We start from the raw sequence: 24,191 nt of genomic DNA, 5'->3' as shown, positions 1-24,191 counted from the left end.
CGGCGGACTGTCGGCGGCGTGTGAAATGACTTCGCCGTTCACACGGACGAGGAGCACCGGACGAGCAGCACAATGCAAGCAGCACGGACGAGCAGCGCAACGCAAGTAGTAGGGCCGCGGGGCGAGCAGCGCAAGCAGCACGGCCGGGGAGCGAGGAGCGCCGGACAAGCAGCGCAACGCATGCAGTAGGGCCGCGGGGCGAGCAGCGCAAGCAGCACGGCCGGGGAGCGAGGAGCACCGGACGAGCAGCGCAACGCAAGCAGCACGGCCGAGCGGCGCGGGGCGCAGGGCGATTCTGGGCCAGCCACGAGCAACCGGCGGCGGGTGAGCGAGGCGTGGGCGGCCGGAAGCGGTGCCCGACGGGAGAGGGCTGCGGCAAGCGGGCAGCGTGAAGCCGCGATTGGGCCGTCCGGCGAAAGTTACGCGACGAGCGGCCCGGGCCCGGTCAAGCGGCCGTCAGAGGTCGCCCTCTGGCCGGCGCCGCCAGCGTTCCTCCAGTCGGTCCACCAGGCCACCACGGCGCTGGCGGGTGCGGCGCGTGGCCGTTCCGCCGACCGCGTGCAGGTCGGTGGATTGGCCGCGGCGGTATGCCTGGACGCCGAACGCCAAAGCGCACAGCATGACCAGGAAACCACCCACGCCCAGGAGGGGGATGGAAATAACGACGCCGTAGACAAGCAGCGCCATGCCCGCCAGCACCAGGATTCCTGCGACGATCATCCGGCGCTTGGCATGGAACCGCGGGTCGGTGGCGCGCACCGCCGAAGCGAACTTGGGATCCTCGGCTAGCGACCGCTCGATTTGATCGAACAGCCGCTGCTCGTGCTCCGAGAGCGGCACGGCACTCCTCCCCGGTCGCGAAGGCCGGCCTCGAAAAAGGACCGGCAGTCCGGCACAGCCGGACGGCTGCGTACTGGCAAGTTTACGAGCGGGTCAACGCGTCGGAAAGCGGGACGATGGTCCAGCCGTGCCGATTTTCCGACGGAGTTCCTCTCGAAGTAGCCCTTACGCCCCTCCATTGTGTCTTGCCGGGGGTTCGATCGTCCCCTCCCCGCGCGGTGCGGACCCGTTTGCGTCGGTGCGTAATCCGTCACCCCGGAGCAGGCTGGCCGGTTTGACGAGCCCCCGCCCGAACCGCGCGGCCACCGCGTCGGCCGCCCGCTCGGCGTCGCGCCAGCCGTGGTCGCGCTCACCGAGCGTCATCTGCCGGGGCGTCCCGTCGGCGTGGAGGAGCCCCTCGACCCGCACCCCGATCAGGCGAATCCGCTCGCCCGGGCGTGCGGCCTGGAACAAAGCCCAGCCGAGCTGGAAGATCTCACGGGCCACGTCGGTGGGGACATCTACGGTGCGTGATCGCGACAGGGTCTGGAAGTCGGCCAGCCGGATCTTGACCGAGACCGTCCGCCCGGCCTGCCCGGCGTGCCGGAGCCGCTCGGCGACCTTGCCGGACAGCGCCAGCATCGTGCGTCGGATGATCGACAGGTCGCTCACGTCGACGTCGAAGGTCGTCTCGGCCCCGATCGACTTCTCGATCTGCTCGGGAATCACCCGTCGGGGGTCCCGGGCCCAGGACAACTCGTGCAGGTGGTGCGCCGCGGCGTCGCCGACGGCCGACCGCAGCAGCCCCAGCGGAGCCGATGACAGGTCGCCGATGGTCTTGAGCCCGAGCCGGGCCAGGGTCTCGGCGGTCCGCTCGCCGACGCCCCAGAGCGCCTCGACCGGCAGCGGGTGCAGGTATTCCAGCTCCCGGGCCCGCGGCACCACGACCATCCCGTCCGGCTTGGCCCGCGTCGAGCCGAGCTTGGCCAGGAACTTCGTCCCCGCTACGCCGACGGAGCAGGTCAGCCGCTGCTCGCCGGCCACCCGCCGCCGGATCAGCGCCGCGATCTCGACCGGCCGCCCGAGCAGCTTGAGCGCCCCCGCGACGTCGAGGAACGCCTCATCGAGCGACAGCGGCTCCACCAGCGGCGTGACGTCGCGGAAGATCGCCATCACGGCCCGGGACGCCTCCGTGTAGGCGGTGAAGTCGGGCGGCAGGAACACCGCGTGCGGGCACAGCCGCTTCGCCCGGGCACCCGGCATCGCGCTGTGCACCCCGAACTTCCGGGCCTCGTAGCTGGCCGCCGACACCACCCCGCGCGGCCCCGCCCCGCCCACGATGACGGCCTTGCCCCGCAGCTCCGGTCGGCGCCGGATCTCCACCGACGCGTAGAACGCGTCCATGTCGACGTGCAGCACGGTGCAGCCCGTGTCATCAGCGTGCGGCCCGAACTCGCCGGAGCCTCCGCGCGGTACAACCTGACTTCGCCCCACAACAGCGAACCCTAGCGGCACCCTATGACAAAATTGACGAAAACTTAGGCTTGCCTTACCTTTCAGGCATGACGCAAGCTGCGCTGACCTCGCCCTTGGCGCCGGTCGTCGCCGCCGTGGAGGGCCTCCGTCGCCGCCATCCGGCCCTGACCTGCGGCATCTTCCCGGGCTTGCTGATGACTGCGACGCCGGAGTGGGAAAGAGCCATAAACCCCCATGCCGCGGCGGTACTCCTTGTCGTCGCCTGGACCAGAGCCCGACGAGTCCCGTTGCTGATCCCGGGCGAGACTTTCCTCAACCGAGCGGGCCAGCTGGGCATCCGCCGCGCGAGCGTGGCCGTGCTCCCCGACGACCCGGCGGCCGACGTCCCGGGCGTGGTGGTCGCCGCCAACCGGCAGGAGCTCCTGCGGCTGGTGGCCGCACAGGCCGGCCCGGACGCCCCGGAGCTGGCCCGCCACGTGCGCCACCTGACCGCCCTGCTGTCCACCCGCCCGGCCTTGACCGTCTGAGGCGTCAGCGGCGCGCGATCAGGAGCGGGATCTCCATCTCGGCGGTCGTGTTGGAGCCGTGAAAGGCGATCATGTTGCCCAGCCGCGGCGGTTCGTGGGCGCTGGCCATCAGGACCCAGCGGTCGCGGCACACGGCCACCACGTCGCCGATCCGCTGGAGGTGGGACTCGGGGACCGGGCCGAACCAGCCGGATGCCACCGCCTCCTCCCGCGTCGCGACCCAGGCCCGGTCGCCCAGGACGGCGCGCCAGGCGGTGAGGACGTCGGCCTGGGCACCCGGGCGGGTGTGCAGGTAGCGGACCCGGGCCTCGCCGGCCACGTACGCGACGCCCGCGGTCAGGCGCGGGTCCCGGTCCAGGTCGATGCGGCGGTCCGGCGGGATGTTCAGCTGGCCGTGGTCGGCCGTCACGATCAGGGCCGAGTCCGGGGGCAGACCGTCCACCAGGCGACCGACCAGGCGGTCGGCGTCGGTGACGGCCCGGTGCCACTGCTCGGTGGCGACGCCGAAGTCGTGGCCGGCCCGGTCGACGTCCGGGAGGTACCCGTACACCAGGCGGGACTCGGACAGCGCGGACAGCATCTCCGCGGCCACCGCGTCGGCCTCCACCCCGGGGCCGAACCGGGCGCCGCGGTAGGCGGACTCCGTGAGGCCGGTGCCGGTGAACAGGGGGTTGGTGACGACCGTCGGGGCCAGACCGGCCGCGTCGGCGCGGGTGAACGCGGTCGGCACCGGCTGCCAGTCAGCCGGGTCGGGTTCGTCGAGCCAGCGGAGGTGGTTGAGGACCTGGTCGGTGCCGGGCCGGTGCAGGTTGAAGCCGACGATGCCGTGCCGGCCGGGTGCGGTGCCGGTGCCGAGGGTGACCAGGCTGACCGGGGTCGTGGACGGGAACCCGGACGTGATCGGCCGGGCGTGGCCGAGGCGGCCGGTGGCCAGGTCGGTCAGCGTCGGCGCCGAACCGGCCGCGAGGGGCAGCTGGTGCCAGCCCATGCCGTCGAGCAGGACCACGGCGATCCGGCGGACCCCGGCGAGCTCCGCGGCCAGCCCGAGGGTGTCCGGCTCCCCGGCGACACCGAGCGCGTGCAGGGCCGTCGGCATGATGTCGGCCAGGCTGTCGCGGCCGTATCGGGGCTCGATCGGCTCCAGCGCCGCGGCCGGGAGCTCCGGGCCGGTCATGCGCGGCGGGCGAGGAGGTGCAGCTGGGTGGCGATGTCCCGGTATGGCGGGGTGCCGGCCACGGCCAGCTCGAACGCGGCCAGGGCCTCGGCCTCGCTCTCCGCGACGGTGCCGGGCACGAGGTCGGCGACCACGCGGACGCCGTGGACCTGCTCGACGGTCAGCCCGCCCTCGTCCAGCAGCGCGGTCGCGGTCTCGGCCGTGTAGCGGCGGCGGAGGCGGTCACGGGCGTCGCCGCGCCCGTCGGGGCTGGCGACCAGCAGGGCGGAGGCGGCCAGGTGCCCCTGGATCGCCCGGCCGAGGACCGCGGCCACCCGGTTGGCGACCACGACGCTGGCCGCGCCGCCCGGCCGCATGGTGCCGGCGAGGGCGGCCACGACCTTGTGCGGGTCGTCGACGACTTCGAGCAGGCTGTGGCAGAGGACCAAGTCGACGCTCTCCGGCGGGACGAGATCGGCGAGCCCGTCGCCGTCGCCCTGCACCGCGCGGACCCGCTCCCCCACACCGGCCTCGGCGGCCCGGCGGGTCAGGGCGGCCAGGGCGTCGGGGCTGGCGTCGACGACGGTGACCGTGTGGCCGGCCAGGGCCAGGGGTACGGCGAAGCCGCCGGTGCCGCCGCCGACGTCGAGGGCGTTGAGCGGGCGGCCGGCCCGGTCCAGCTCTTGGCGCAGCACCCGCCAGACGACGGCGGTGCGGGGCGCAGAAGACTCCACCCAGAAAACCTTAGAGCAACGAGCAACCCGCCCCCGCCCGGACCGCCCACCCGCTGCTCACTCCCGCCGCCGCCGCTCACAGCCCCACCACAGGCTCCGCAACGACATCGGTGCTCCACGCGGCGAAACAGGCCGCCCTTGAGCATGGAGTCGCTGGTGTGCAGTGGCCCCAGCCCCGCACGGCCCGGCGGGTGGGCGCGGATCGTGCGGGGGTGCGGGTGGAGGCGAAGCCTTCCCGGTCTATTGGGGAAGCAGCGGCAGGTAGACGTTGCTGCCGGACTGGGCGAATTCTTCGGACTTCTGGCGCATGCCCAGTTCGGCGTACTCGCGCAGGTCCTGGCTGATGCGCATCGAGCAGAACTTCGGGCCGCACATCGAGCAGAAGTGGGCGGTCTTCGCGGGTTCGGCGGGGAGGGTCTCGTCGTGGTAGGCGCGGGCCGTGTCCGGGTCCAGGGCCAGGTTGAACTGGTCTTCCCAGCGGAACTCGAAGCGGGCCTTGGACAGGGCGTCGTCCCAGGCCTGGGCGCCGGGGTGGCCTTTGGCCAGGTCGGCGGCGTGGGCGGCGATCTTGTAGGCGATGACGCCGGCTTTGACGTCGTCGCGGTTGGGCAGGCCGAGGTGTTCTTTGGGGGTGACGTAGCAGAGCATGGCGGTGCCGTACATGGCGATCATGGCGGCGCCGATGGCGGAGGTGATGTGGTCGTACGCGGGCGCGATGTCCGTCGTGAGCGGGCCCAGGGTGTAGAAGGGGGCCTCGTGGCACCACTCCCGCTGCAGGTCCACGTTCTCCTTGATCTTGTGCATCGGGACGTGGCCGGGACCCTCGATCATGACCTGGACGTCGTGCTCCCAGGCGATCGACGTCAGCTCGCCCAGGGTTCGCAGCTCGGCCAGCTGGGCCTCGTCGTTGGCGTCGGCGATCGAGCCGGGGCGCAGGCCGTCGCCCAGTGAGAAGGCGACGTCGTAGCGGGCGAAGATCTCGCACAGCTCGGCGAAGTGGGTGTACAGGAAGTTCTCCTCGTGGTGCGCCAGGCACCAGGCGGCCATGATCGAGCCGCCGCGGGAGACGATGCCGGTGACCCGGCGGACCGTGAGCGGCACGTAGCGCAGCAGCACCCCGGCGTGCACGGTCATGTAGTCGACGCCCTGCTCGGCCTGTTCGATGATCGTGTCCCGGTACGCCTCCCACGTGAGCTTCACCGGGTCGCCGCCGACCTTCTCGAGGGCCTGGTAGAGCGGGACGGTACCGATGGGCACCGGCGAGTCGCGGAGGATCGCCTCGCGCGTCCGGTGAATGTGCTTGCCGGTGGACAGGTCCATCACCGTGTCCGCGCCCCAGCGGGTGGCCCAGTGCAGCTTGGCCACCTCCTCCTCGATCCCGGAGGAGACGGCGCTGGTGCCGATGTTGGCGTTGACCTTCACCAGAAACCGCGAGCCGATGATCATCGGTTCGCTCTCGGGGTGGTTGACGTTGTTCGGCAGGATGGCGCGCCCGGCCGCGATCTCGGCGCGGACCAGCTCCGGCTCGACGCCCTCGCGGATGGCCACGAACCGCATCTCCGGCGTCGTGATGCCCTGGCGCGCGTAGTACAGCTGGGTGCGCTCGACCGGGCCGCGGGCGGCGATCCACGGGCGGCGGTCGGTGATCGGCCCGGACGTGTCGTACAGGCGGACCGGCGGATTGTCGCCGCTGAGCTCGATCTCGGCGAACGGCACCCGCAGCTCGCCTTCGTAAACCTTGCGTTTCACCACAAACCTCCCGAAAGTCGGCAGACTCCACCCCGGGAAAGGGGCGTGAATTACCTAAAAAGGACCCCAGCCGAGAGGGCCGTGACCAGCCCCCAGCGACCAGGAGGTCGAGCGACGCAAAGCCGCATGGACGTACGTCTTGGCTCCGTCCAGCGCCGCGGGGAGCTCCGCACCGGAAGCCAGCAATGCGGTCGTCGCCGCCGCGAAAGTACAACCGGTGCCGTGGTTGTTTGGGGTTGAGATCCACGGGGCGGTCATGAGCGAGGTCTGACCTTCGAACCAGACCGCGTCCACGGCCTTGGCGCTCCCCCACAGGTGGCCGCCCTTCACGACGACACAGCGGGGGCCGAAGGCGGCCAGGTCGGCCGCGGCCTTGACGGCGTCGTCGGCGTCGAGGACGTCGCGGCCGAGCAGCACCGAGGCCTCGCGCAGGTTGGGCGTGACGACGGCGGCGTGCGGGAAGAGCAGCTCCAGGTAGGCCCGCTCGGCGTCGACCGTGAACAGCCGGTCCCCGGACGAGGCGACCAGCACCGGGTCGACCACCAGGCCGGGCAGGCGGGGCGCGAACCGGGCCACCAGCGCCACCGTCTCCGGCGTGGCCAGCATCCCGGTCTTCACGGCGGCCACGGGCAGGTCGTCGAGGACGGCCTCGAGCTGGGCGGCGACGAACTGCGGGTCAACGGCCGAGATGGCCCGCACGCCGACGGTGTTCTGGGCGGTCAGCGCGGTGATCACGCTGGTGCCGAAGACGCGGTGGGCGGCGAAGGTCTTGAGGTCGGCCTGGACCCCGGCGCCACCGCCGGAGTCCGAGCCCGCGATCGTGAGGGCGACCGGAGGGTTCACGCCGTCAACATCTCCTTGACCAGGCGGGCCGGGTCCTCGGCGCGCATGACGGCCCCCATCACGGCCGCACCGGCGGCGCCCTCGTCGAGGCAGAGGCGGACGCGGGCCGGGGTGTCGACGCCGCCGAGCGCGTAGACCGGCAGCGGCGCGGCCATCGCCATCCGGCCGAGCGCGGCCAGACCGAGCGGCGGGCCGTAGCCGGGCTTGCTGCGGGTGGCGAAGATCGGCGACAGCGTGGCGTACTCGACCGAGGTCGAGGTCGAGGTCGAGGTCGAGGTCGAGGTCGAGGTCGAAGCCGCGGTCGAGGCCGCGACCAGCTCCTCCAGCGAGTGGCACTTGGCCACGGTCGCGTCCTCCTCCAGGAGCAGGCGGCCGCCGACCTGGTCGAGGCGGGTGCGCAGGGCCGCGGCGAGGCGCAGTCGGCGGCGCGGTGGCAGGTCGTGCTCACGCAGTACCACCACTCGAACCCCACCGTCGATCGCACCCGCGATCACCTCGTCCAGCGGGCGCTCGGCCTGCCGGCGGTCGGTGAAGACGATGAGACGGGCCTCCGCCGGCTCTACCACGGCATACCTCCGGTCGGGCTGGATGCGGTCGCGTGCCGGCGGCGGGGTATGCGCCCGGCGAGGTGGGCGAGGCGGCCGGCCCGCACCGCGAGGCGCATCGCCTCGGCCATGCGCGCCGGGTGCTCGGCCCGGGTGACCGCGGACGCCAGCAGCACGCCGTCGCAGCCCAGCTCCATGGCGAGGGCGGCGTCGGAGGCGGTGCCGATCCCGGCGTCGAGGATGACCGGGACGCTGACCAGCTGCCGGATGAGCGCGATGTTGTGCGGGTTGCGAATCCCCAGCCCGGACCCGATGGGCGCGCCGAGCGGCATGACGGCCGCGCAGCCGGCGTCGGCCAGGCGCCGGGCCAGGATCGGATCGTCGCTGGTGTACGGCAGCACGGTGAAGCCGTCCTCGACGAGCCGGGCGGCCGCGGCGACCAGCTCCACGCCGTCCGGCAGCAGGGTGTCCTCGTCGCCGATGACCTCGAGCTTCACCCAGTCGGTGCCGAAGGCCTCGCGGGCCAGGTGGGCGAGCTTCACGGCCTCGGTCGCGGTGTAGCAGCCGGCGGTGTTGGGCAGGACGCGGACCCCGCACCGCTCGATGACCGCGAGCAGCGAGGGCGCGGCCGGGTCGAGCCGCCGCAGCGCGACGGTGACGAGCGCGGTCTCGCTGGCCCGGATCGCCGCCTCGAGCGCGGCGTGGCTGGTCGCGCCGCCCGTGCCCAGGATCAGCCGGGACGGGAGGTCGACGCCGTTGACCAGGAAGGGGTCAGCCACCCTGCACCGCCGTCAGCACCTCGACGTGGTCGCCGTCGGCGGGGCGGGTCTCGGCCCAGCGGGAGCGGGGTACCACGTCACCGTTCAATGCCACGGCGATGCCGCGCGGATCCGCTCCGGCGAGCGTGCGCACGACGTCGGCGACGGTCGTGTCGTCGGCGACGGTCGACGCGACGGCGTTGACCACGAGCTGCATGGGCTCACTCCTGCCTCCCTGCGCCGGCATGACCCGGATCAGGTTCGACGGTCGGAGGCTCACAGCCTCCCTCTCAGCCCGGTCACACCGGACTCCCGTGGGAACGTCTCGACCATAGCCCCGGCGGCCCGGTCAGGTAAAGCGGCCCGCCCCGAACGCGCTGATATCGATTGATGTCGCTTTATCGACAACCGTCTCGGCCACCGCCGCCGCCGTGGCCGGGGCCAGCAGGACACCGTTGCGATGGTGGCCGGCGGCGACGATGACCTCGGAGTTGCCGAGCCGGTCGATGATAGGAGCGTTGTCGGGGGTACCGGGACGAAGCCCGGCGAGAGCCTCGGCGAGCACCAGTTCGGCCACGCCGGGTAGCAGGTCGGCGGCCGGCCGGAGCAGGTCCAGCACCCCACCCGCGGTGACCGTGGTGTCGGCCCCGCGCTCCTCCTCCGTGGCCCCGACGACCAGCTCGCCGTCGGCCCGCGGCACGAGGTACACGTCCCGGCCGCCGGCGATGCCTCGCACCACGTGCCGGAGCAGCGGCTCGGGCCCGCGCAGCCGCAGCAGCTGCCCCTTCACCGGGCGCACCGGCAGCCCGGTCAGCGCGGCCGCGGCGGCCCCGGTGGCGACGATGATCACATCGTCCCGCAAGGTGGACAGGGTGTTCACATCCCGGGCCTCGAATCGCACCGGGAGCGTGCGCAGGGCCCGCAGCAGGCGGCGCGGGTCGACCTGGTGGTCACCGGGGGCGAAGGCGCCGCCGCGGACCCGGGGTGCCAGCAGTGGCTCGCGCTCGCGCAGGTCACGGCCGGAGAGCGGCTCGATCGGGCTGCCGGCGCGGCGGTAGAAGCCGATCAGGCGGTCGACCTCGGCCTGGTCGTCGGCGGTGAGGGCGACGAGGAGGGTGCCCTCGGTGCGATACGCGATCGATACCCCGGTCCGGGCCTCGACCCGCTCGGCGAACGACGGCCAGCGGCGCATCGACTCCGACATCAGCTCCTGCAGCGCATCCTCGCCGAAGTTGGCCTCGGCCGTCGGCGCGAGCATCCCGGCCGCGACCAGGCCGGCGCCCTGCGACGGGTCGCGGTCGTAGACGGTGATCGCCTCGACACCCCGCTCGACCAGCTCGAACGCGATGCTCAGGCCGATGATCCCGCCGCCGACGATGCCGATGCTCACTGGAGGAACTCCTTCGCCGCCGTATATGGATCGGCCGCCCCGCTGACCGCACCCACGACCGCTACCGCGTGGGCTCCAGCGGAGTACAACTCCCGCGCTCTTGTTGCTGTGACCCCGCCGATCGCGACGACCGGCACCGCCACCGCCTCCGCGACCGCGCGCACGCCCGCGGCCCCGATCGCGTCCGGCAGCCCCGACTTCGTGGTCGTCGTGAACGCGGGCCCGACCCCCAGGTACGAGGCGCCGTCGGCCACCGCCCGCCGCGCCGTCTCCGGATCGCGCGCGGTCGCGCCGAGGATCGCGCCCGGGCCGAGGATCCGCCGGGCCGCGGCCACCGGCAGGTCGTCGGCGCCGACGTGGCCACCGTCGGCCCCGGCCGCGAGCGCGACGTGCAGCCGGTCGTTGACCAGGCAGATCCGGTCCAGCTCGCGGCACATCGCGAGGATGCGCACGGTCAGGTCGTAGGCCTCGCGGTCGGTAACGTGGTCCTCGGGGCGCACCTGCACCACGTCGAAGCCGGCCCGCAGCGCGGCGGCGACCACCGCCAGGGTGTCGCGGCCGGGCCGGGTGTCGGTGATGAGATGCAGTCGTCCGAGGGTGCGCACCGCGATAGCTTTTCAGATATGAAACAGGTGCGACTCGGCCGGACCGGCCTGCAGGTCTCGGAGATCTGCCTCGGCATGATGAGCTACGGCGACCCTACGCAGCGCCCGTGGGTCCTCGGCAAGGAGGACGCCGACCCGTTCGTGCGCCGCGCGGCCGAGGCCGGGATCACGTTCTTCGATACCGCCGACGTCTACACGCTCGGCGCCAGCGAGACCGTCACCGGCCGGCTCCTGAGCAAGTACTTCACCCGCCGCGACGACTACGTCCTGGCCACCAAGGTCCACGGCCGGATGAGCGACGCCCCGAACCACGGCGGCCTGTCCCGCAAGCACATCCTGGCCGGCATCGACGAGTCCCTGCGCCGGCTCGGCACCGACCACGTCGACCTGTACCAGATCCACCGCTGGGACCCGAACACCCCGATCGAGGAGACCCTCGAGGCCCTCCACGACGTCGTCCGCGCCGGCAAGGCCCGCTACCTGGGCGCGTCGAGCATGTACGCGTGGCAGTTCTCCAAGGCCCAGTACCTGGCGAAGGCCAACGGCTGGACCCCGTTCGTCTCGATGCAGAACCACTACAATTTGGTGTACCGCGAGGAAGAGCGCGAAATGCTGCCGCTGTGCGAGGACCAGGGTGTGGGCGTCATCCCCTGGAGCCCCCTGGCCCGCGGTGTCCTGGCCGGCAACCGCAGCCGCGACGGCGAGCGCCGGACGACCCGGGCCAACAACGACCCGTTCGGCGACTCCCTCTACAGCGACGACGACTTCAACGTCGTGGACGCCAACACCGCCGTCGCCGCCGACCGCGGCGTCTCCCCCGCCCAGACCGCCCTGGCCTGGCTCCTGGCCAACCCGGTGGTGACCGCCCCCATCATCGGCGCCACCAAGCTCACCCACCTCGACGACGCCATCGCCGCCACCGAGCTCACCCTGGACGAGAAGGAGATCGAGCGCCTCGAGGCCCCGTACGCCCCGCACCGCATCGCCGGCCACTGACCCCCTACGGCCGACGACGCCGGCAGCGAGGCCTGGTGGTGCGGGAAACCGCGAAATCCAGGCCTCGCACTGCGGGCGCGACGGCCACGATCCACGACACAGGCCCTGTTCAACCAGATCGGCGACACTTCAAGAAGCGCTGGCCTTGCTTGGTGGTGACCTAGACCTCGACTGGCCTTGACAGGTCCGGTGCCGCACCGCCATCGTCCAGTCCCCTGGCCGACGGAGCCGCTCATGCGCGCCTCGAGCCGTCCCGGTTCGGCTCCTGGCGTGCAGAATATCCGCCATTTATCGCGCAAAGTCATATCTGCGGTGCTCATTTCGCCGCAGACTGCCGACCGAGCGGCGGCGGTGGATACGACGATTGGGGATGCGTCCGCTCAGCGTTGCCGACCGGCGGTGATCCGGTAACGGCCCGGAGCAGTTCGACGCGGCTTCTGCCAACCCGAAAGCGTCCGACCAGTAGGAACCGGTCGGACGCTCTCAGGTGCGTGCGGGTGGAACTGAAGCTCCCAGGTCCCGTCGACGATCGTCAGGCCGGCCACGCGCGGCCGGGAGCCGGGTGGCGGGGATCGTGAGGGGGTGTGGGTGGAGGCAGGGCCTCCCCTACGGGTCAGGAATTCAGTTCGACGCGACGCCGAGCTGGCCCTCGCCGCCCTCCGCGTGAAACTCGGTGCCCTGGGCGAAGGCGCCGTCGAAGCGCTGCTGCAGGGCGTCGAGCTCGTTGAAGTTCGCCTGGTGCGAGGACTCGCTGCCCTCGGCGGCGAAGACGTGGTCGTCCTCGGACGCGTCGTGGCTGAAGTTGGTGAAGTTGTCCTGCTCGTAGTGGGCGCCGTACGGCTGGTCGACCTCAACGTGGTTGCCCTGCGCGAAGTCCGTGGACTCCTGCGCGTGGTGGTCGTTCTCGTACACGTTGAACTGGTTGTTGTAGTCGGCCTCCGCGCCACTGGCGTGGTGGAGCTGGTTCAGGGCGTCGTGCTCCTGACCGGCCGAGTACTGACCGTAGTCCACCTCGTGGCCCGCGTCGTGGCCCGTGTCGCCCAGGTCGTAGTCGCTCATCGCTGTCCCCTTGGTGTCGTGTGCGTTGCTTGAACGTTAGAGCCACGGTCGCTCGGAAAAATCCCGGAAACGTGCCAGTGGCAGGTAGCCGACAGAAGTGAACCACGCTCACCTGAGGGCCCGTGTCGTACCTCCGGTCGGGGCGGCGGCCAGGCCCGATACGCTGACGGCCGTGATCGGGCCGCTGGCTGTCGCCACGCATGTGCTGTCGCTCGCGCTCGCCGTGTGGGCGTTCGTCGAGTTCTTCCGGCGGCGTGAGCCCGGAAAGCCGCTGTTCACCGGGCTGTGGGTGGTCGAGGCGCTGGTCGTGGCCCAGGTCGTGGGCCTGGTGGTGCTGCTGATCGACGGTCAGCGGCCGGGCGGGGACATGGTCACGCTGATCGGATACCTGCTGACCGCGGTCCTCCTCCCGCCGGCCGGGGTCGTGCTGGCCCGCATGGAGCCGACCCGCTGGGGCTCCTTCCTCATCGCCGCGGCCGCCGTGCTCGTGCCGGTGCTCATCCTGCGACTGGGACAGATCTGGAATGCCTGAGAAAACCCCGCTCAACCGCGGCTTCGGCCGGGTCCTCGTCTTCGTCTACGGCGTCTTCGCGCTCTCCGCGAGCGCCCGGGCCGGCGTGCAGATCGCGACGAAGTTCGATGAGGCGCCGCTCGCGTTCGGCCTGTCCGCCCTGGCCGCGCTCGTGTACATCGTCGCCACCGTCGCCCTGGCCCGCTCCAGCGCGACCTCACGCCGGGTGGCCTGGTTCGCGGTCGGGTTCGAGCTGCTCGGCGTGCTCGCCGTGGGCACCGCGAGCCTCGTCGACGGCAAGGCGTTCCCGGAGGCGACGGTCTGGTCGGACTACGGGCAGGGGTACGGGTACGTCCCCCTCGTGCTCCCGTTCGTCGGCCTGTTCTGGCTGTGGCGCACCTCCCGACAGGAGCCGGTCAAGGAGACGACAGCGGCGAAGGGCTGACTGCCCCACCATCGCGGCATGACCACATCCCGCGGGCCGGCCATCGTGATGTACATGGTGGCCGTCTTCGAGTTTCTGCTCGGCGTCACCTTCATCGTCATCGGCAACTTCGTGCCCGAGATCACCACGACGTTCACGCTCGTCGGCGGTGTGCTCGCGGCGACGGCGGTGATCCTGTTCCTGTTCGGGATGCGGTTCCACCGGCGGTTCCGGGAGGCCCAGGCGCTGCGCGAGCACGGCGTGCGCGGCACCGCGCAGGTGCTCGGCGCGAACCAGACCGGGGTGTACCTGAACGAGCAGCCGCAGATGGCCCTGCAGCTGCGCATCACGGCGCCGGGGCACGGCACCTACGACACGACGATCAAGGAGTACGTGCCGTTCATCGCCATGGGCATGCTCGGCAGCGGCCGCCCGCTGACGGTCCTCGTCGACCCGCTCGACCCGGCCAAGGTCATCGTGGAGTGGTCCTTCGCCGGCCCGGTCGCGGCCCCGACACCGCCACCGGCCGCCGAGAGCGCGTTCGTGAAAGAGCAGATTCTGGCGACGGGGGTACCGGGAACGATCCGGATCCTCGCCGCGGAGTTCGCGGGCAGCCTGGATGAGCAGGGCCGTCCCCTGTACTCGGCGCAGTTGCACATCGCCGTCGACGGCCGCGCTCCGGTTGCCGGTCCCGCCGTCTTCGCAGTACCACTGGAGCGGGTTTCGGTTATGCAACCCGGCGGTGTCATCCCCATCAAGGCCGACCCGTTCGACCCGAAGAAGTTCGCCGCCGACTGGGACCGCCTGACCACCGGGTGAGGCCGGCGGACGTCAGCGGAAGTCCCGGCTGGCGGAGCGGATCGGCAGGCTCAGTGCGGCCAGGTGGTCGGCGCGCAGGTTGAGCACGCCCTCGGACTTTTCGAGGATGCCGCGGATGACCATGGCGTTGGCGGTGCGGGCGATGCGGCGGTACCGCTGCCACAGTCCCGGCGTGCAGGTGACGTTGAGCATGCCGGTCTCGTCCTCCAGGTTGATGAACGTGACGCCGCCGGCGGTGGCCGGGCGCTGGCGGTGGGTAACGATGCCGCCGACGGAGACCCGGCGGCCGGCGCTCACCGCCTGCAGGCCCTCGACCGACACCGCGCCGATCGTGTCGAGGTATGGCCGGGCGAACTGCGCCGGGTGCGCGTCCGGGGCCAGGCCGGTGGCCCAGACGTCGGCGACCATCCGCTCGACGGCGTCCATGCCGGGCAGCATCGGGGCGTTCTGGCCGCCGACGGTGCCCGGGAGCCGGTTGGCCGTCTCGCGCGCGGCCGCGCCCGCCGCCCACAGTGCCGCGCGCCGGGTGAGTCCCAAGGAGTTGAACGCCCCCGCCGTTGCCAGAGCCTCCAGGTGTACCGCACTGAGCCCGGCCCGCCGCGCGACGTCCGTGAGTGACGTGTAGGCGCCGCCCTCCGCCCGGACCGCGGCGAGCCGCTCGGCCACGTCCTCGCCGAGCGTGCGCACGGACTTGAAGCCGAGCCGGACCGCGGGCCCGCCGCGCCCCCAGTCCCGGGGATCGTCCGGCGGCTCGTCCAGCGGCGCACCCTCCAGGACGGCCGCCGCGGCGCTGGCGTTGATGTCGGGCCGGCGCACCTCCACGCCGTGCCGGCGGGCGTCGTCGACCAGGCTCTGCGGCGAGTAGAAGCCCATCGGCTGGGCGTTGAGCAGCGCGGCGCAGAACGCGGCCGGGTGGTAGCGCTTGAGCCAGGCGCTGGCGTAGACCAGGTAGGCGAAGCTCATCGCGTGGCTCTCCGGGAAGCCGTAGTTGGCGAACGCGGCCAGCTTGTCGAACAGATCCTCCGCGAGCCGGCCGGTGATGCCGTTCTTGGCCATGCCGGCGAAGAGCCGGTCGCGGATCGCGCCCATCCGCTCCATCGAGCGCTTCGAGCCCATGGCCCGGCGCAGCTCGTCGGACTCGGCCGGGGTGAACCCGGCGACGTCGATGGCCATCTGCATGAGCTGCTCCTGGAACAGCGGCACGCCGAGGGTCTTCTCCAGCGAGGGTTCGAGCAGCGGATGTGGGTAGGTGACCGGCTCCTTGCCGTTCTTGCGGCGGATGAACGGATGGACCGAGCCGCCCTGGATCGGGCCCGGGCGGATCAGGGCGACCTCGACGACCAGGTCGTAGAACGTCTCGGGCTTGAGCCGGGGCAGCGTCGCCATCTGGGCCCGGCTCTCCACCTGGAACACCCCGACGGAGTCGGCGCGGCAGAGCATCGCGTAGACCTCGGGGTCGTCCAGCGGCATGTGCGCGATGTCCAGCTCGGAGTCGATCATCTCGAACGCGTATCGCAGCGCCGAGAGCATGCCCAGGCCCAGCAGGTCGAACTTGACCAGCCCGACGGCCGCGCAGTCGTCCTTGTCCCACTGCAGGACGGTGCGGTTGAGCATGCGGGCGTGCTCGACCGGGCACACCTCGATCACGGGCCGGTCGCAGATGACCATGCCGCCGGAGTGGATGCCGAGGTGCCGCGGGAACGTGAGCAGCTCGTTGGCGAAGTCCACCACCGGCTTCGGGATGTCCTCGGTCTCGCTGACTGTTACGGCGCCCCAGCGGTCGATCTGTTTGCTCCACGCGTCCTGCTGCCCTGGTGAGTGCCCGAACGCCTTGGCCATGTCGCGGACGGCGGACTTGGGGCGATACGAGATGACGTTGGCGACCTGGGCGGTGAACTCGCGGCCGTACTTCTTGTAGACGTGCTGGATGACCTCCTCGCGGCGGTCGGACTCGATGTCGATGTCGATGTCCGGCGGCCCGTCGCGCTCCGGGGACAGGAACCGCTCGAACAGCAGCCCCCACCGCACCGCGTCCACGTTCGTGATCTTCAGGGCGTAGCAGACGGCCGAGTTCGCCGCGGAGCCGCGACCCTGGCAGTAGATGCCGTTGCGCTGGCAGAACGTCACGATGTCGTGCACGACCAGGAAGTACCCCGGAAAATCGAGCTCTTCGATCATGGCCAGCTCGTGCTCCAGCTGCTCGTGCGCCTTTTGATTGCCGGGGTACCGCTCCTTCGCGCCCTCCGCGGTGAGGTGCCGCAGCCACTGCATCTCGGTGAGGCCCTGGACCGGCACCGGGTAGTCGGGCAGGTTCGGGGCGACGAGCTGCAGATCGAACGCCAGCTCGCGGCCCAGTCTCGCGGCGTTCGGCACGGCATCGGGGAACGCCTGGAACCTGGTGGCCATCTCCGCACCGGAGCGCAAGTAGGCCGAGCCGGCGGCCGGGAGCCAGCCGTCGATCTCGTCGAGGCTACGGCGGGCTCTGACCGCGGCGAGGGCGGTGGCCAGCTTTCTGTCTTTTGGCTGGGCGTAGTGGACGTTGTTGGTAGCTACGATTTGTAGCTTTTGTCCGATTGTGGCGAGAGCGTCGTTGCGCTCGTCGTCCAGCGGATCGCCGTGCGAGGTCAGTTCGACCACCACCGACTCCTCGCCGAAGAGGGTGCTCAGTTTGTCCAGCTCGGCTTTTGCGGCTTCCATGCCATTTTGCGCCAAGGCTGCGGGGACATGGCCCTTGCGGCAGCCGGTGAGCAGGACGACGTGGTCGCGCAGGGCCGCGGCCGTCTCCTCCAGGTCATACACCGGGCGGCCCTTCTCGCCGCCGCGCAGGTGGGCCTCGCTGATGACGCGGGAGAGCCGGGCGTACCCCTCGGGGCCGCGGGCCAGCAGCAGCAGGTGCCGGCCGAGCGGGTCCGGCTCGCCGTTCTGCGGCCCCGGCAGGCCGAGGGAGAGCTCCGCCCCGAACACCGTCTTCAGGTCCAGCGCGCGGGCCGCCTCGGCGAAGCGGACCACACCGTAGAAGCCGTCGTGGTCGGTGATCGCGATCGCCTCGAGGCCCAGACGGGCGGCGGTCTCGGCCAGCTCCTCCGGGTGGCTGGCCCCGTCGAGGAAGCTGAAGTTGCTGTGGCAGTGCAGCTCCGCGTATGGGGTTGTTCCGGTGTTCTTGGTGATGTCGGGCGCGGTGTACTCCGGGCGTTTGCGGGACCAGGCCGGGCCGTCTCCACCGTCGGCGGCGAGCGCGTCCGGGCGGAAGTCGGGCCCCGGTGGCGCCCAGCTCATCTGGTCGTGCAGCTTCGACCAGGGAATGTCGGGGTTCGTGAAGCCCATCAGTCGTACAGCGCTTCCATGTGCCAAGATCCATTCCGCAGTACCGCTAAAAAGGCCCGTTCGTCCGCGAGCAGCAACTGGAACCGGGCCGCTCTGGTCTGGTGCTCCTCGTCCCACCAGCGCTCGTCGATCGGCCAGGGGCCGGCCCAGGCGGTGATCTCGATGAGCTCGCCGTCGTTTCGGATTTTTAGGTATTTCGGGGGATTTGAGAGCTCCAGTCGGCCACTGACCTGGACTTTGTTGCCGGCTTCATCGACCACCTCGGCCGGGATCGGCTCCGGGTACACCGTCGCCGGGCTCGGTCCGGGGATCCCGCCCGGCCACGGCGCCTCGGTGCCCTGCGCCGTCCGCTCATCACCCCAGGCCACCAGCCGGATCCGGCTCTGGTCGGCCCGGCCGCCGTCGAGGACCGCGGTCAGCACCGCATCCGGGCCGAGCAGGCCCTGGACCCGGGACATCGCCCGGTGCGCCCGGTCGCGCTCCTCGCCGGCCTCACCCCACAGACCCGGCTGCAGCCCCAGATGCTCGACCACGCCCTCCGGGATGAGCCTCAGCTTGGCGATGTTCTTGTTGCTTTCGCTGCGAACCCAGCCCTCGAGCTGCCAGCGGAGCCGGTCGGCGACGGCGTTCACGCTCAGCAGGCCGTCGTGGCGCCAGGTCCGCACCAGCTCCTCGCCGCGGTCGGTGACCGCCTCGATTGCCAGCCGCGTGCAGGCCAGCCCGTGCCGCCCGAGCCGGTCGTGCAGCCGCTCGGCCAGCGCCCGGGCCGCGAACGCGGCCGCGTCGACCCGCTCGACGGGCTCGTCGAACGTCTCCTCCACGGCCAGCTCCAGCGGCGTCTGCCGGGGCGCGAGGGGCCGCTCGTCCCGCCCACCGGCCAGCCGGTGCGCGAGCGCGGCATCGAACCCGAACCGGTCCAGCACGTCCGCCGCCGGCAGCGCCGCGAACTCCCCGAGCGTGTGAATCCCCAGCCGCCGCAGCAGATCCACGAGGTTGGGCCGCCCGATCGCCCCGATGCTCAGGTCGCGCAAAAATTCGCCGGTCTCCCCGTCCGGCACGATGACACCCGCCCGCGCCGCCAGCCCCGCCGCGAACGTCCCCTCCGCCACCCCGATCTGCGCCTCGACCGCGCACTGCTGGGCGATCTGCTCGACGATCCGCTCCGCGGCCGCCGCCTCACCCCCGTAGTACCGCGCCGGCCCGCGCGCCGCCAGCGCACACGCCCCCGGCCGCAGCGTCTCCACACCCGCCGCGATAGCTTCGACCGCGGCCAGGACCGGCTCGAATGCCAGCAGGTCACGGCCGGGATCGTGCTCGAGCACGATGAGGTGGGGGCAGCGCCCTTGCGCTTCGCGCTTGCGCAGCCCTCTTCGGACCCCTTCCTCGCGGGCGGCCGGGGACGCGACCAGCACCCGATTGGCGTGCAGCACCGCGACCGGCTCCCGCGCCGGATACCCGTCCACGATCTCGGCCGCCACGATCGGCCAGTCCGGGCACCAAACCACCATCGTTCGCATGCCCCGTCACCCCACCCGGCGCAGGGGCTCGACTGCTTGCTCTCGGGCCGTCTCTTCTGCCGCCGGCCCTTTTGCCGCCGTGTTTTTTGCCGCGATGCCTCTTGCCGCCACGCCTCTTGCCGCTGCGCCTCTTGTCGCGGTGTCCTTTGCCGCTGCGTCTTTTGCCGCTGGGTCTTTTGCGGTCAGCTCTCTTATGGGCGGCAGGACACCGGTGGCCGCGGGCAGGGCCAGGGTCACTTCGCGGGTCGCGGAGGCGGCGCCCCGCCCTCGAGCCTGGATGGTGATCTCGCGGTACCGCAGCCGCCCCCGCCCGGTACCAAGCCCACCCCAGGCCCCCCGAACCGGCGCCACGGTCAGATCCGCTCCGGCCCAGGCCCCGGCCGGCATGAGCACACTCCCCCGCTGCCGCGCCCGCGCCGCCAGCCGCCCGGCCACAACGGGCGCGATGGGCCCCGGCGGCGCCGCGACCACGATGTCGAACCCGTCCAGCAGCGCGGCCACGATGGTGGTCCACTCGGTACCGGGATGCGGCACCAACGCGAGCCGGTCCAGCGCGATCCCCATCTCGGCGGCCGCGATGGGGCTCAACGCGGGCAGCCCGACCACCGCACACCAGGACCCCCCACGGGAGGCCGCCGCGAGCAACGCCAGCAACACCGACGAGGTGTGCACGGCCACGGTCGCCCCCCGCCGCAGCCCACCGCCCGGCAGCAGCTCCTTCAGCTTCTGCAGCACCGGCAACGTACGCGTGCCGGCAACAACTTCGACATCCCGCTCCGAGGCGGTCCGCACCACCCCGTCAAGCCCAGCCGCCCGAACCACTTGCCGGCTCTCGTCGGCCCTCCCGCCCCCGTCGCCTCTCTTGCTCTCGCCGGCTCTCTTGCTCTCGCCAGCTCTCTTGCTGTCGTCGGCCCTCTTGCTGTCGTCGCCTTTTCTGTTTTCGTCGCCTTTTCTGCCGGGCAGCCCTCTGACGAACGCCCGAGCCGATTCGATCGCGGTAACCGGGGCCGGCGTGTCGTCCCCACCCGCAGGGCAAGCATTTTTGGCCGAGCCGGACCGATCGAGCCGCCGAGACGCCCGCCCGCCGACAACGCTGATCGTGGACCAGTCGTCATCCTCGGGCCGCACGTCGTCGTACGCCACGTCATCAAACTCGGCCGCCACCGAAGCCGATGTGCCAGCCACGGCTCCTTGCTCCCCCACCTGTAGTAGAAACCTGCACGAATCTGGGCAAATCGCCCAAAGAATGACCATTCATGTACGCCAGCCGTTGGGGGCCTTTTCAGACCCCCGGATCACCGCCGGCATGACTCCCAGCCAATTCCAGTCCCGACGCGAACACGACGGTGGGGGCCGCCAGCACCGAACGGGGTCCAGAACCCTCAACCAGCTCAACACCACCGAACCCCGCCGGCTCGCTGAACACAGCAACCGCAGCAGCCGGAAGGGACCGACCAGAGGCCAAGACAACACTCAACGAGGTGAACGCAACCCCGGGCACACTTCCAGCGGCCGCAAGGGGCAAGGCGGAGGAGTCCTCGAGCACAGCACCAACCTCAGCCGCCGCAAACCGAGCAACAACCGAGCCAAGCCCACGAGAGGACCAGCCCGGCCCGTCGTAGTCAACCCCACCGGCCCCGTCAACGCCCCGCACAACGGATGAGCCCACAGACCCAGCAGCAGCACCCAAAGCCGGACCAAGCAAACCCCGACCACGGCCGGAAGACGCACCCGGACGCCCACCACCATCAACACCGAACTCGCCAGCGGATGCGAAAGCAGATCCAGCAGCACCCGAAGGCGAGGCAGCCAAACGCCGGCCGCGGACGGACGACACGACCGGACGCCCACCACCATCAACACCGAACTCGCGGGCGGATGCGAGCTCAGGCCTCGTGGAATCTGGAAGTGCGGAGCGGCCCGAGGAACCAGGGCTGGCCTGGACCACGGGATCCGTCAGGGTTTCGGAGGTTGGGATTGGGCGCGTTCGAGGACGCACGGCACGTACACCCAGGCGAGGCTCGCTGCGGGGGGTCAGCACCTCGGCGCCGGGCTCGAGAACAGCAGCGAAAACGTAAGCGGCCGCAGAACCGAAATCGGAGCCCGGACCAGAACCGTAAGCGGCCGCAGAACCGGAACCGGGCGCAGAATCCAAACCGTGCCCGGAACCAGAGTCAGCACCACAAGCGGGACCTGGACCGCGCCCGAAGCCAGGACCTGGACCGTGCCCGGAACCAGAGCCAGGACTGGAACCGGAACCATAAGCGGGCGTACGACGGGAACCGAACGCGGAACCTGGACTGGACGCGGAACCGAAGCCGGAACCGGGCGTAGGACCTAATCCGGACGCGAGACCTGGGCTGGGCGCGGAAGCGGAACCGGGCGTAGGACCCAACCCGGACGCGAGACCTGGGCTGGGCGCGGAAGCGGAACCGGCAGCGGCACCAAGGTCGGAAGCAGGACCTGGCGCAGGGGCGGTAGCGGGCGCGGGCGTTGGAGGCACGGGCTTGGCGCTGATGGCGGGTGGCGGCGGGCGGTCAGCTGGCCAGGCCTTCGAGCCTTGGCTGGTATGAGTAGCCGAGCGCGACCTCGACCACCGCGATGAACTGCTCCGCGGAGCGCATCAGGTCGTCGGCCTCGCGGGCGGTGACCACGCGGGGGATGCCGGCTTCGGCGGCGGAGCGCTTGCTGGCGGTGGCGGCGAAGAAGGAGGACCACTCGCTCAGCTCCGGGGCGACCAGGACCAGCAGGGACCAGACGCTGGTCACACGGCTGCGGCGGCCGGGGGCGGCGGGGACGGCGCGGGCGGCCAAGACGGCCGCGGCGGCGCGCAGGGCGGCCAGGTGGGCGGTCGCGTAGCGCATGCCGTCGGCGCGGATCTCGGCGGCTTCTTCCAGGCCGTGGCGGGCCATGGTGAGCAGTTCGCGCGGGGTGCGGTGGGGAAGCGCGTGCGCGGGGATCGGGAGCTGCTGGCGGGACGCACCGCCGCTCGGCCCGGTGGCCGACGGTGGGGCCGGGAAACGACTGATGTTGGACGAGCTGGTCGAACGGTTCGTCGGCATCGGTGCTCTCCCTCGGTGGTGCGTCGGCAGGTTGGGCCTGCGCCTGTCGGTGCGCGGTGTGCGCCGGCCGGCCGCTGCGGGGGGAGTCGCAACCGCCGGAGTCGATCAGAACTGCGAAGAAAGCCAAAAGCTGGAAGTGACTGGAACAAAAAGGGCCGGGATCGGGAACTGCGGTTGTCAGGAGCGAGGAGCTGGAGTTATGGGGTGGAGCTAGGTGCGATCAACGGGTCGAACGGGTGCCGGTCCGCGACTGCGACGGCGTGCCGGTCGGGCGTGGAGCTTCCCCACACCACACCCGACCGGCTGGGTCGCCGTCCGCCGCCCGGGGGTCGTGGGCGGCGAACGGCGGCCCCGCCTGAGGCCAGACCCGCGAAAATCCGGCCTCCGCGGTGTCGCGGACCGCGCTCGGGATCAGCGCCGCGAATCGCTTTCCCGAAGCAGTTCGAACACTCGTTCGATGGCTCAACAGTACACCCCCGACACCCGCCCACGGAATGGTTGCGCGAGGTTTTTCGTACACCCGTTCGGACGATCACCATCACACCCCCTCCCACACCGGAACCAGCCGCTCACCAAGAAACCGAGACAAGTCCGTGACCTCGGCTTCCAGGGCCTCCCGAGCCCCGCTGACCAGCCCGGCCGAACCAAGGCCAAGACGACGAGCCGGACCACGAGCAGCACCACGAGCCGGACGACGAGCCGGACGACGAGCCGGACCAAGAGCAGGGCCAGGAGCCGAACCAAGAGCCGGACCACGAGCAGGACCAAGAGCCGGACCACGATTAGGACCACGATCAGGACCAAGAGCCGGACCACGATCAGGACCAAGAGTCGGACCACGATCAGGACTTCGAGCAGCACCAGGGCCGGGGGCAGCACCACGAGCAGGATCCCGGTCAAGACCAGGGAACGGCTGGAGCACAACCTTCCGCCCCGACCGCTGCCACACCCCGGCCACCCGCCCGTCAACCAGCATCGTCGCCGCGATCATGCCGCCACCCCGATTGACCAGCCCCGCCCGCTCGGCGTCCAGAACAAAGGACCGGTCCCGATACCCGAGCAGCAACGTGTCGAACGCCCCCAGCAACCGCGCAGACGCCGCCCCCGAGGAGAGCGGAGACGCCGCACCCGAGGAGACAGGCACAGCAGCGGGAGCCCCGAGCGACAGAGCCCGCCGAGCCAAGGTCACCGGCAGCCCGGACCAGGCCGCCAGATCATCCGCGGACGCCGGCCCGTGACCGACCAGGTATCGCCGCGCCAGCTCGGCCAGCGCCGCATCCCCCGTGAACGCCCGCGGTGACGAGACCTCGAGCTCTGAAGCCAGTATCACCGTGGGCTTCCCGCCCACCTCCGGCCCACGGCACACAACGCCGGCCGCGGCCGCGTAAGCCACCAGGTGAGCCGGCGCCTGCCCGGACGGGTCGACCCGCACACCCCGCCGAGCCAGCTGGGCCACCAGCCGGCCCCGCTCCATCGGCCCGGCCCCGGCCAGGATCCCGGGCAGCTCGGCCAGGGCACGAGCGGCCACATCGTCGGACACGCCGAGCTCAAACCGCCGCCGCTCCCCCGCGGCCCGGTTGATCGGCCCGAACAACGATGTCAGCCACCCGAGATCGGCCGCCGCCACCAGGTGCAATGTTCCCCGCATCAGCCAGGTCCGGGCGAGCCGGCCCGAGGTGAGCGCGGCGTCGACGTCGGCGGCGGTCAGTGCTGACGACCGGGCCCGCACGGCCAGCCGCGCCGCCGGCCAGGACTGAGCCTGCACGCCCACCACCCGCTCCACGACGCTCAGCACGTCGGTCGCAGGCGCCCCGGCCAGCAGCTGCGAGTGCAACCGCCGCTCCCTCACCGTCATAGCCGCACCATAGCGACGGGGTACG

The 24,191-nt window shown here is 71.5% G+C and carries 21 protein-coding genes, 2 pseudogenes and 1 riboswitch; of the genes and pseudogenes, 5 read left to right on the top strand and 18 right to left on the bottom strand.

What is annotated here, in order from left to right; all coding sequences use genetic code 11:
• Window positions 1-456 precede the first annotated feature (456 nt).
• Together ACIA8L_RS46395 and ACIA8L_RS46390 are read right to left on the bottom strand one after the other, a co-directional pair.
• Complete coding sequence (locus ACIA8L_RS46395) at window positions 457-840, bottom strand: DUF3040 domain-containing protein (RefSeq protein WP_395915120.1); 384 nt, start codon at window positions 838-840, stop codon at window positions 457-459.
• Window positions 841-1,005: 165 nt separating this feature from the next.
• A complete protein-coding gene (locus ACIA8L_RS46390; RefSeq protein WP_395915118.1) occupies window positions 1,006-2,313 on the bottom strand; it encodes a DNA polymerase IV in 1,308 nt (435 codons plus the stop codon).
• Window positions 2,314-2,381: 68 nt separating this feature from the next.
• Here ACIA8L_RS46390 and ACIA8L_RS46385 point away from each other — a divergent pair, with 68 nt between their 5' ends.
• Window positions 2,382-2,822 (top strand): hypothetical protein, encoded by a 441-nt coding sequence (locus ACIA8L_RS46385; protein WP_395915117.1) that lies wholly within the window; start codon window positions 2,382-2,384, stop codon window positions 2,820-2,822.
• Window positions 2,823-2,826: 4 nt separating this feature from the next.
• Here the strand turns inward: ACIA8L_RS46385 and ACIA8L_RS46380 are convergent, their stop codons facing one another.
• The 9 genes from ACIA8L_RS46380 to thiE all read right to left on the bottom strand — a co-directional run bounded on the left by ACIA8L_RS46380 (window position 2,827) and on the right by thiE (window position 10,599).
• Window positions 2,827-3,996, bottom strand: coding sequence for an alkaline phosphatase family protein (locus ACIA8L_RS46380; RefSeq protein WP_395915115.1), 1,170 nt, complete (start codon window positions 3,994-3,996; stop codon window positions 2,827-2,829).
• Entirely contained in the window at window positions 3,993-4,709 is a 717-nt protein-coding gene (locus ACIA8L_RS46375) for a class I SAM-dependent methyltransferase (protein WP_395915113.1), read from the bottom strand. The genes ACIA8L_RS46380 and ACIA8L_RS46375 overlap by 4 nt, the downstream gene beginning before the upstream one ends.
• A 240-nt stretch (window positions 4,710-4,949) precedes the next feature.
• Window positions 4,950-6,458 carry a phosphomethylpyrimidine synthase ThiC gene (gene thiC / locus ACIA8L_RS46370; RefSeq protein WP_395915111.1) on the bottom strand — a complete coding sequence of 503 codons (1,509 nt, stop codon included), beginning with the start codon at window positions 6,456-6,458 and terminating at the stop codon, window positions 4,950-4,952.
• A 54-nt stretch (window positions 6,459-6,512) separates the two neighbouring features.
• Window positions 6,513-7,301 carry a bifunctional hydroxymethylpyrimidine kinase/phosphomethylpyrimidine kinase gene (gene thiD, locus ACIA8L_RS46365; RefSeq protein WP_395915109.1) on the bottom strand — a complete coding sequence of 263 codons (789 nt, stop codon included), beginning with the start codon at window positions 7,299-7,301 and terminating at the stop codon, window positions 6,513-6,515.
• Entirely contained in the window at window positions 7,298-7,867 is a 570-nt protein-coding gene (locus ACIA8L_RS46360) for a thiamine phosphate synthase (protein ID WP_395915108.1), read from the bottom strand. Before ACIA8L_RS46360 ends, thiD begins: the two co-directional genes overlap by 4 nt.
• Window positions 7,861-8,625: a thiazole synthase gene (locus ACIA8L_RS46355; protein ID WP_395915107.1), complete on the bottom strand. Its 765-nt coding sequence runs from the start codon at window positions 8,623-8,625 to the stop codon at window positions 7,861-7,863. The genes ACIA8L_RS46360 and ACIA8L_RS46355 overlap by 7 nt, the downstream gene beginning before the upstream one ends.
• The gene (gene thiS / locus ACIA8L_RS46350; RefSeq protein ID WP_395915105.1) at window positions 8,618-8,821 is read right to left on the bottom strand and encodes a sulfur carrier protein ThiS; all 204 of its coding nucleotides are present in this window, start codon (window positions 8,819-8,821) and stop codon (window positions 8,618-8,620) included. The genes ACIA8L_RS46355 and thiS overlap by 8 nt, the downstream gene beginning before the upstream one ends.
• Window positions 8,820-8,930: riboswitch (TPP riboswitch) on the bottom strand. It overlaps the preceding gene by 2 nt.
• 23 nt (window positions 8,931-8,953) lie before the next feature.
• Window positions 8,954-9,994, bottom strand: coding sequence for a glycine oxidase ThiO (thiO, locus tag ACIA8L_RS46345; protein WP_395915103.1), 1,041 nt, complete (start codon window positions 9,992-9,994; stop codon window positions 8,954-8,956).
• Window positions 9,991-10,599 (bottom strand): thiamine phosphate synthase, encoded by a 609-nt coding sequence (gene thiE / locus ACIA8L_RS46340; RefSeq protein WP_395915101.1) that lies wholly within the window; start codon window positions 10,597-10,599, stop codon window positions 9,991-9,993. Before thiE ends, thiO begins: the two co-directional genes overlap by 4 nt.
• An 18-nt stretch (window positions 10,600-10,617) precedes the next feature.
• On the opposite strand from thiE, the gene ACIA8L_RS46335 reads away from it, so the two are divergent.
• A complete protein-coding gene (locus ACIA8L_RS46335; protein ID WP_395915099.1) occupies window positions 10,618-11,595 on the top strand; it encodes an aldo/keto reductase in 978 nt (325 codons plus the stop codon).
• Between the two features lie 621 nt (window positions 11,596-12,216).
• Here ACIA8L_RS46335 and ACIA8L_RS46330 read toward each other — a convergent pair.
• Window positions 12,217-12,654, bottom strand: a complete 438-nt coding sequence (locus ACIA8L_RS46330) for a hypothetical protein (protein WP_395915097.1) — start codon at window positions 12,652-12,654, stop codon at window positions 12,217-12,219.
• A 172-nt stretch (window positions 12,655-12,826) separates the two neighbouring features.
• Here ACIA8L_RS46330 and ACIA8L_RS46325 point away from each other — a divergent pair, with 172 nt between their 5' ends.
• The 3 genes from ACIA8L_RS46325 to ACIA8L_RS46315 are packed head-to-tail and all read left to right on the top strand — an operon-like array spanning window position 12,827 to window position 14,408.
• Window positions 12,827-13,186 (top strand): hypothetical protein, encoded by a 360-nt coding sequence (locus tag ACIA8L_RS46325; RefSeq protein ID WP_395915095.1) that lies wholly within the window; start codon window positions 12,827-12,829, stop codon window positions 13,184-13,186.
• Complete coding sequence (locus ACIA8L_RS46320; protein WP_395915093.1) at window positions 13,179-13,610, top strand: hypothetical protein; 432 nt, start codon at window positions 13,179-13,181, stop codon at window positions 13,608-13,610. The genes ACIA8L_RS46325 and ACIA8L_RS46320 overlap by 8 nt, the downstream gene beginning before the upstream one ends.
• 18 nt (window positions 13,611-13,628) lie before the next feature.
• Window positions 13,629-14,408 (top strand): hypothetical protein, encoded by a 780-nt coding sequence (locus ACIA8L_RS46315; RefSeq protein ID WP_395915091.1) that lies wholly within the window; start codon window positions 13,629-13,631, stop codon window positions 14,406-14,408.
• Window positions 14,409-14,420: 12 nt separating this feature from the next.
• On the opposite strand, the gene ACIA8L_RS46310 is transcribed toward ACIA8L_RS46315, so the two are convergent.
• The 6 genes and pseudogenes from ACIA8L_RS46310 to ACIA8L_RS46285 all read right to left on the bottom strand — a co-directional run.
• A complete protein-coding gene (locus ACIA8L_RS46310) occupies window positions 14,421-17,684 on the bottom strand; it encodes an error-prone DNA polymerase (protein ID WP_395915249.1) in 3,264 nt (1,087 codons plus the stop codon).
• 47 nt (window positions 17,685-17,731) lie between these two features.
• The gene (locus ACIA8L_RS46305; RefSeq protein WP_395915089.1) at window positions 17,732-19,249 is read right to left on the bottom strand and encodes a DNA polymerase Y family protein; all 1,518 of its coding nucleotides are present in this window, start codon (window positions 19,247-19,249) and stop codon (window positions 17,732-17,734) included.
• A gap of 144 nt (window positions 19,250-19,393) precedes the next feature.
• Window positions 19,394-20,071: pseudogene (locus ACIA8L_RS46300) on the bottom strand (hypothetical protein); the annotation flags it as partial.
• Window positions 20,072-21,786: 1,715 nt separating this feature from the next.
• On the bottom strand, window positions 21,787-22,311 hold the full coding sequence (locus ACIA8L_RS46295; protein ID WP_395915087.1) for an SAV_6107 family HEPN domain-containing protein: 525 nt from the start codon (window positions 22,309-22,311) through the stop codon (window positions 21,787-21,789).
• Window positions 22,312-22,773: 462 nt separating this feature from the next.
• Complete coding sequence (locus tag ACIA8L_RS46290; protein ID WP_395915256.1) at window positions 22,774-23,211, bottom strand: hypothetical protein; 438 nt, start codon at window positions 23,209-23,211, stop codon at window positions 22,774-22,776.
• A gap of 37 nt (window positions 23,212-23,248) precedes the next feature.
• A pseudogene (locus ACIA8L_RS46285) lies at window positions 23,249-24,166 on the bottom strand (winged helix DNA-binding domain-containing protein); the annotation flags it as partial.
• Between the last annotated feature and the right edge of the window lie 25 nt (window positions 24,167-24,191).

The organism is Dactylosporangium sp. NPDC051541, assembly GCF_044454505.1.
Classification (GTDB): Bacteria; Actinomycetota; Actinomycetes; order Mycobacteriales; family Micromonosporaceae; genus Dactylosporangium.
The sequence above is the reverse complement of the archived record's forward strand: the minus strand, read 5'-3'. Positions and strand labels throughout refer to the sequence as shown.

Excerpts from the sequence above, each read along its gene's own strand:
- ACIA8L_RS46310 (WP_395915249.1), bottom strand. The coding sequence starts at position 17,684 with ATGAGCTGGGCGCCACCGGGGCCCGACTTCCGCCCGGACGCGCTCGCC.
- ACIA8L_RS46335 (WP_395915099.1), top strand. The coding sequence starts at position 10,618 with ATGAAACAGGTGCGACTCGGCCGGACCGGCCTGCAGGTCTCGGAGATC.
- ACIA8L_RS46385 (WP_395915117.1), top strand. The coding sequence starts at position 2,382 with ATGACGCAAGCTGCGCTGACCTCGCCCTTGGCGCCGGTCGTCGCCGCC.
- ACIA8L_RS46305 (WP_395915089.1), bottom strand. The coding sequence starts at position 19,249 with ATGCGAACGATGGTGGTTTGGTGCCCGGACTGGCCGATCGTGGCGGCC.
- ACIA8L_RS46320 (WP_395915093.1), top strand. The coding sequence starts at position 13,179 with ATGCCTGAGAAAACCCCGCTCAACCGCGGCTTCGGCCGGGTCCTCGTC.
- thiS (WP_395915105.1), bottom strand. The coding sequence starts at position 8,821 with ATGCAGCTCGTGGTCAACGCCGTCGCGTCGACCGTCGCCGACGACACG.
- ACIA8L_RS46295 (WP_395915087.1), bottom strand. The coding sequence starts at position 22,311 with ATGCCGACGAACCGTTCGACCAGCTCGTCCAACATCAGTCGTTTCCCG.
- ACIA8L_RS46330 (WP_395915097.1), bottom strand. The coding sequence starts at position 12,654 with ATGAGCGACTACGACCTGGGCGACACGGGCCACGACGCGGGCCACGAG.
- ACIA8L_RS46315 (WP_395915091.1), top strand. The coding sequence starts at position 13,629 with ATGACCACATCCCGCGGGCCGGCCATCGTGATGTACATGGTGGCCGTC.
- ACIA8L_RS46380 (WP_395915115.1), bottom strand. The coding sequence starts at position 3,996 with ATGACCGGCCCGGAGCTCCCGGCCGCGGCGCTGGAGCCGATCGAGCCC.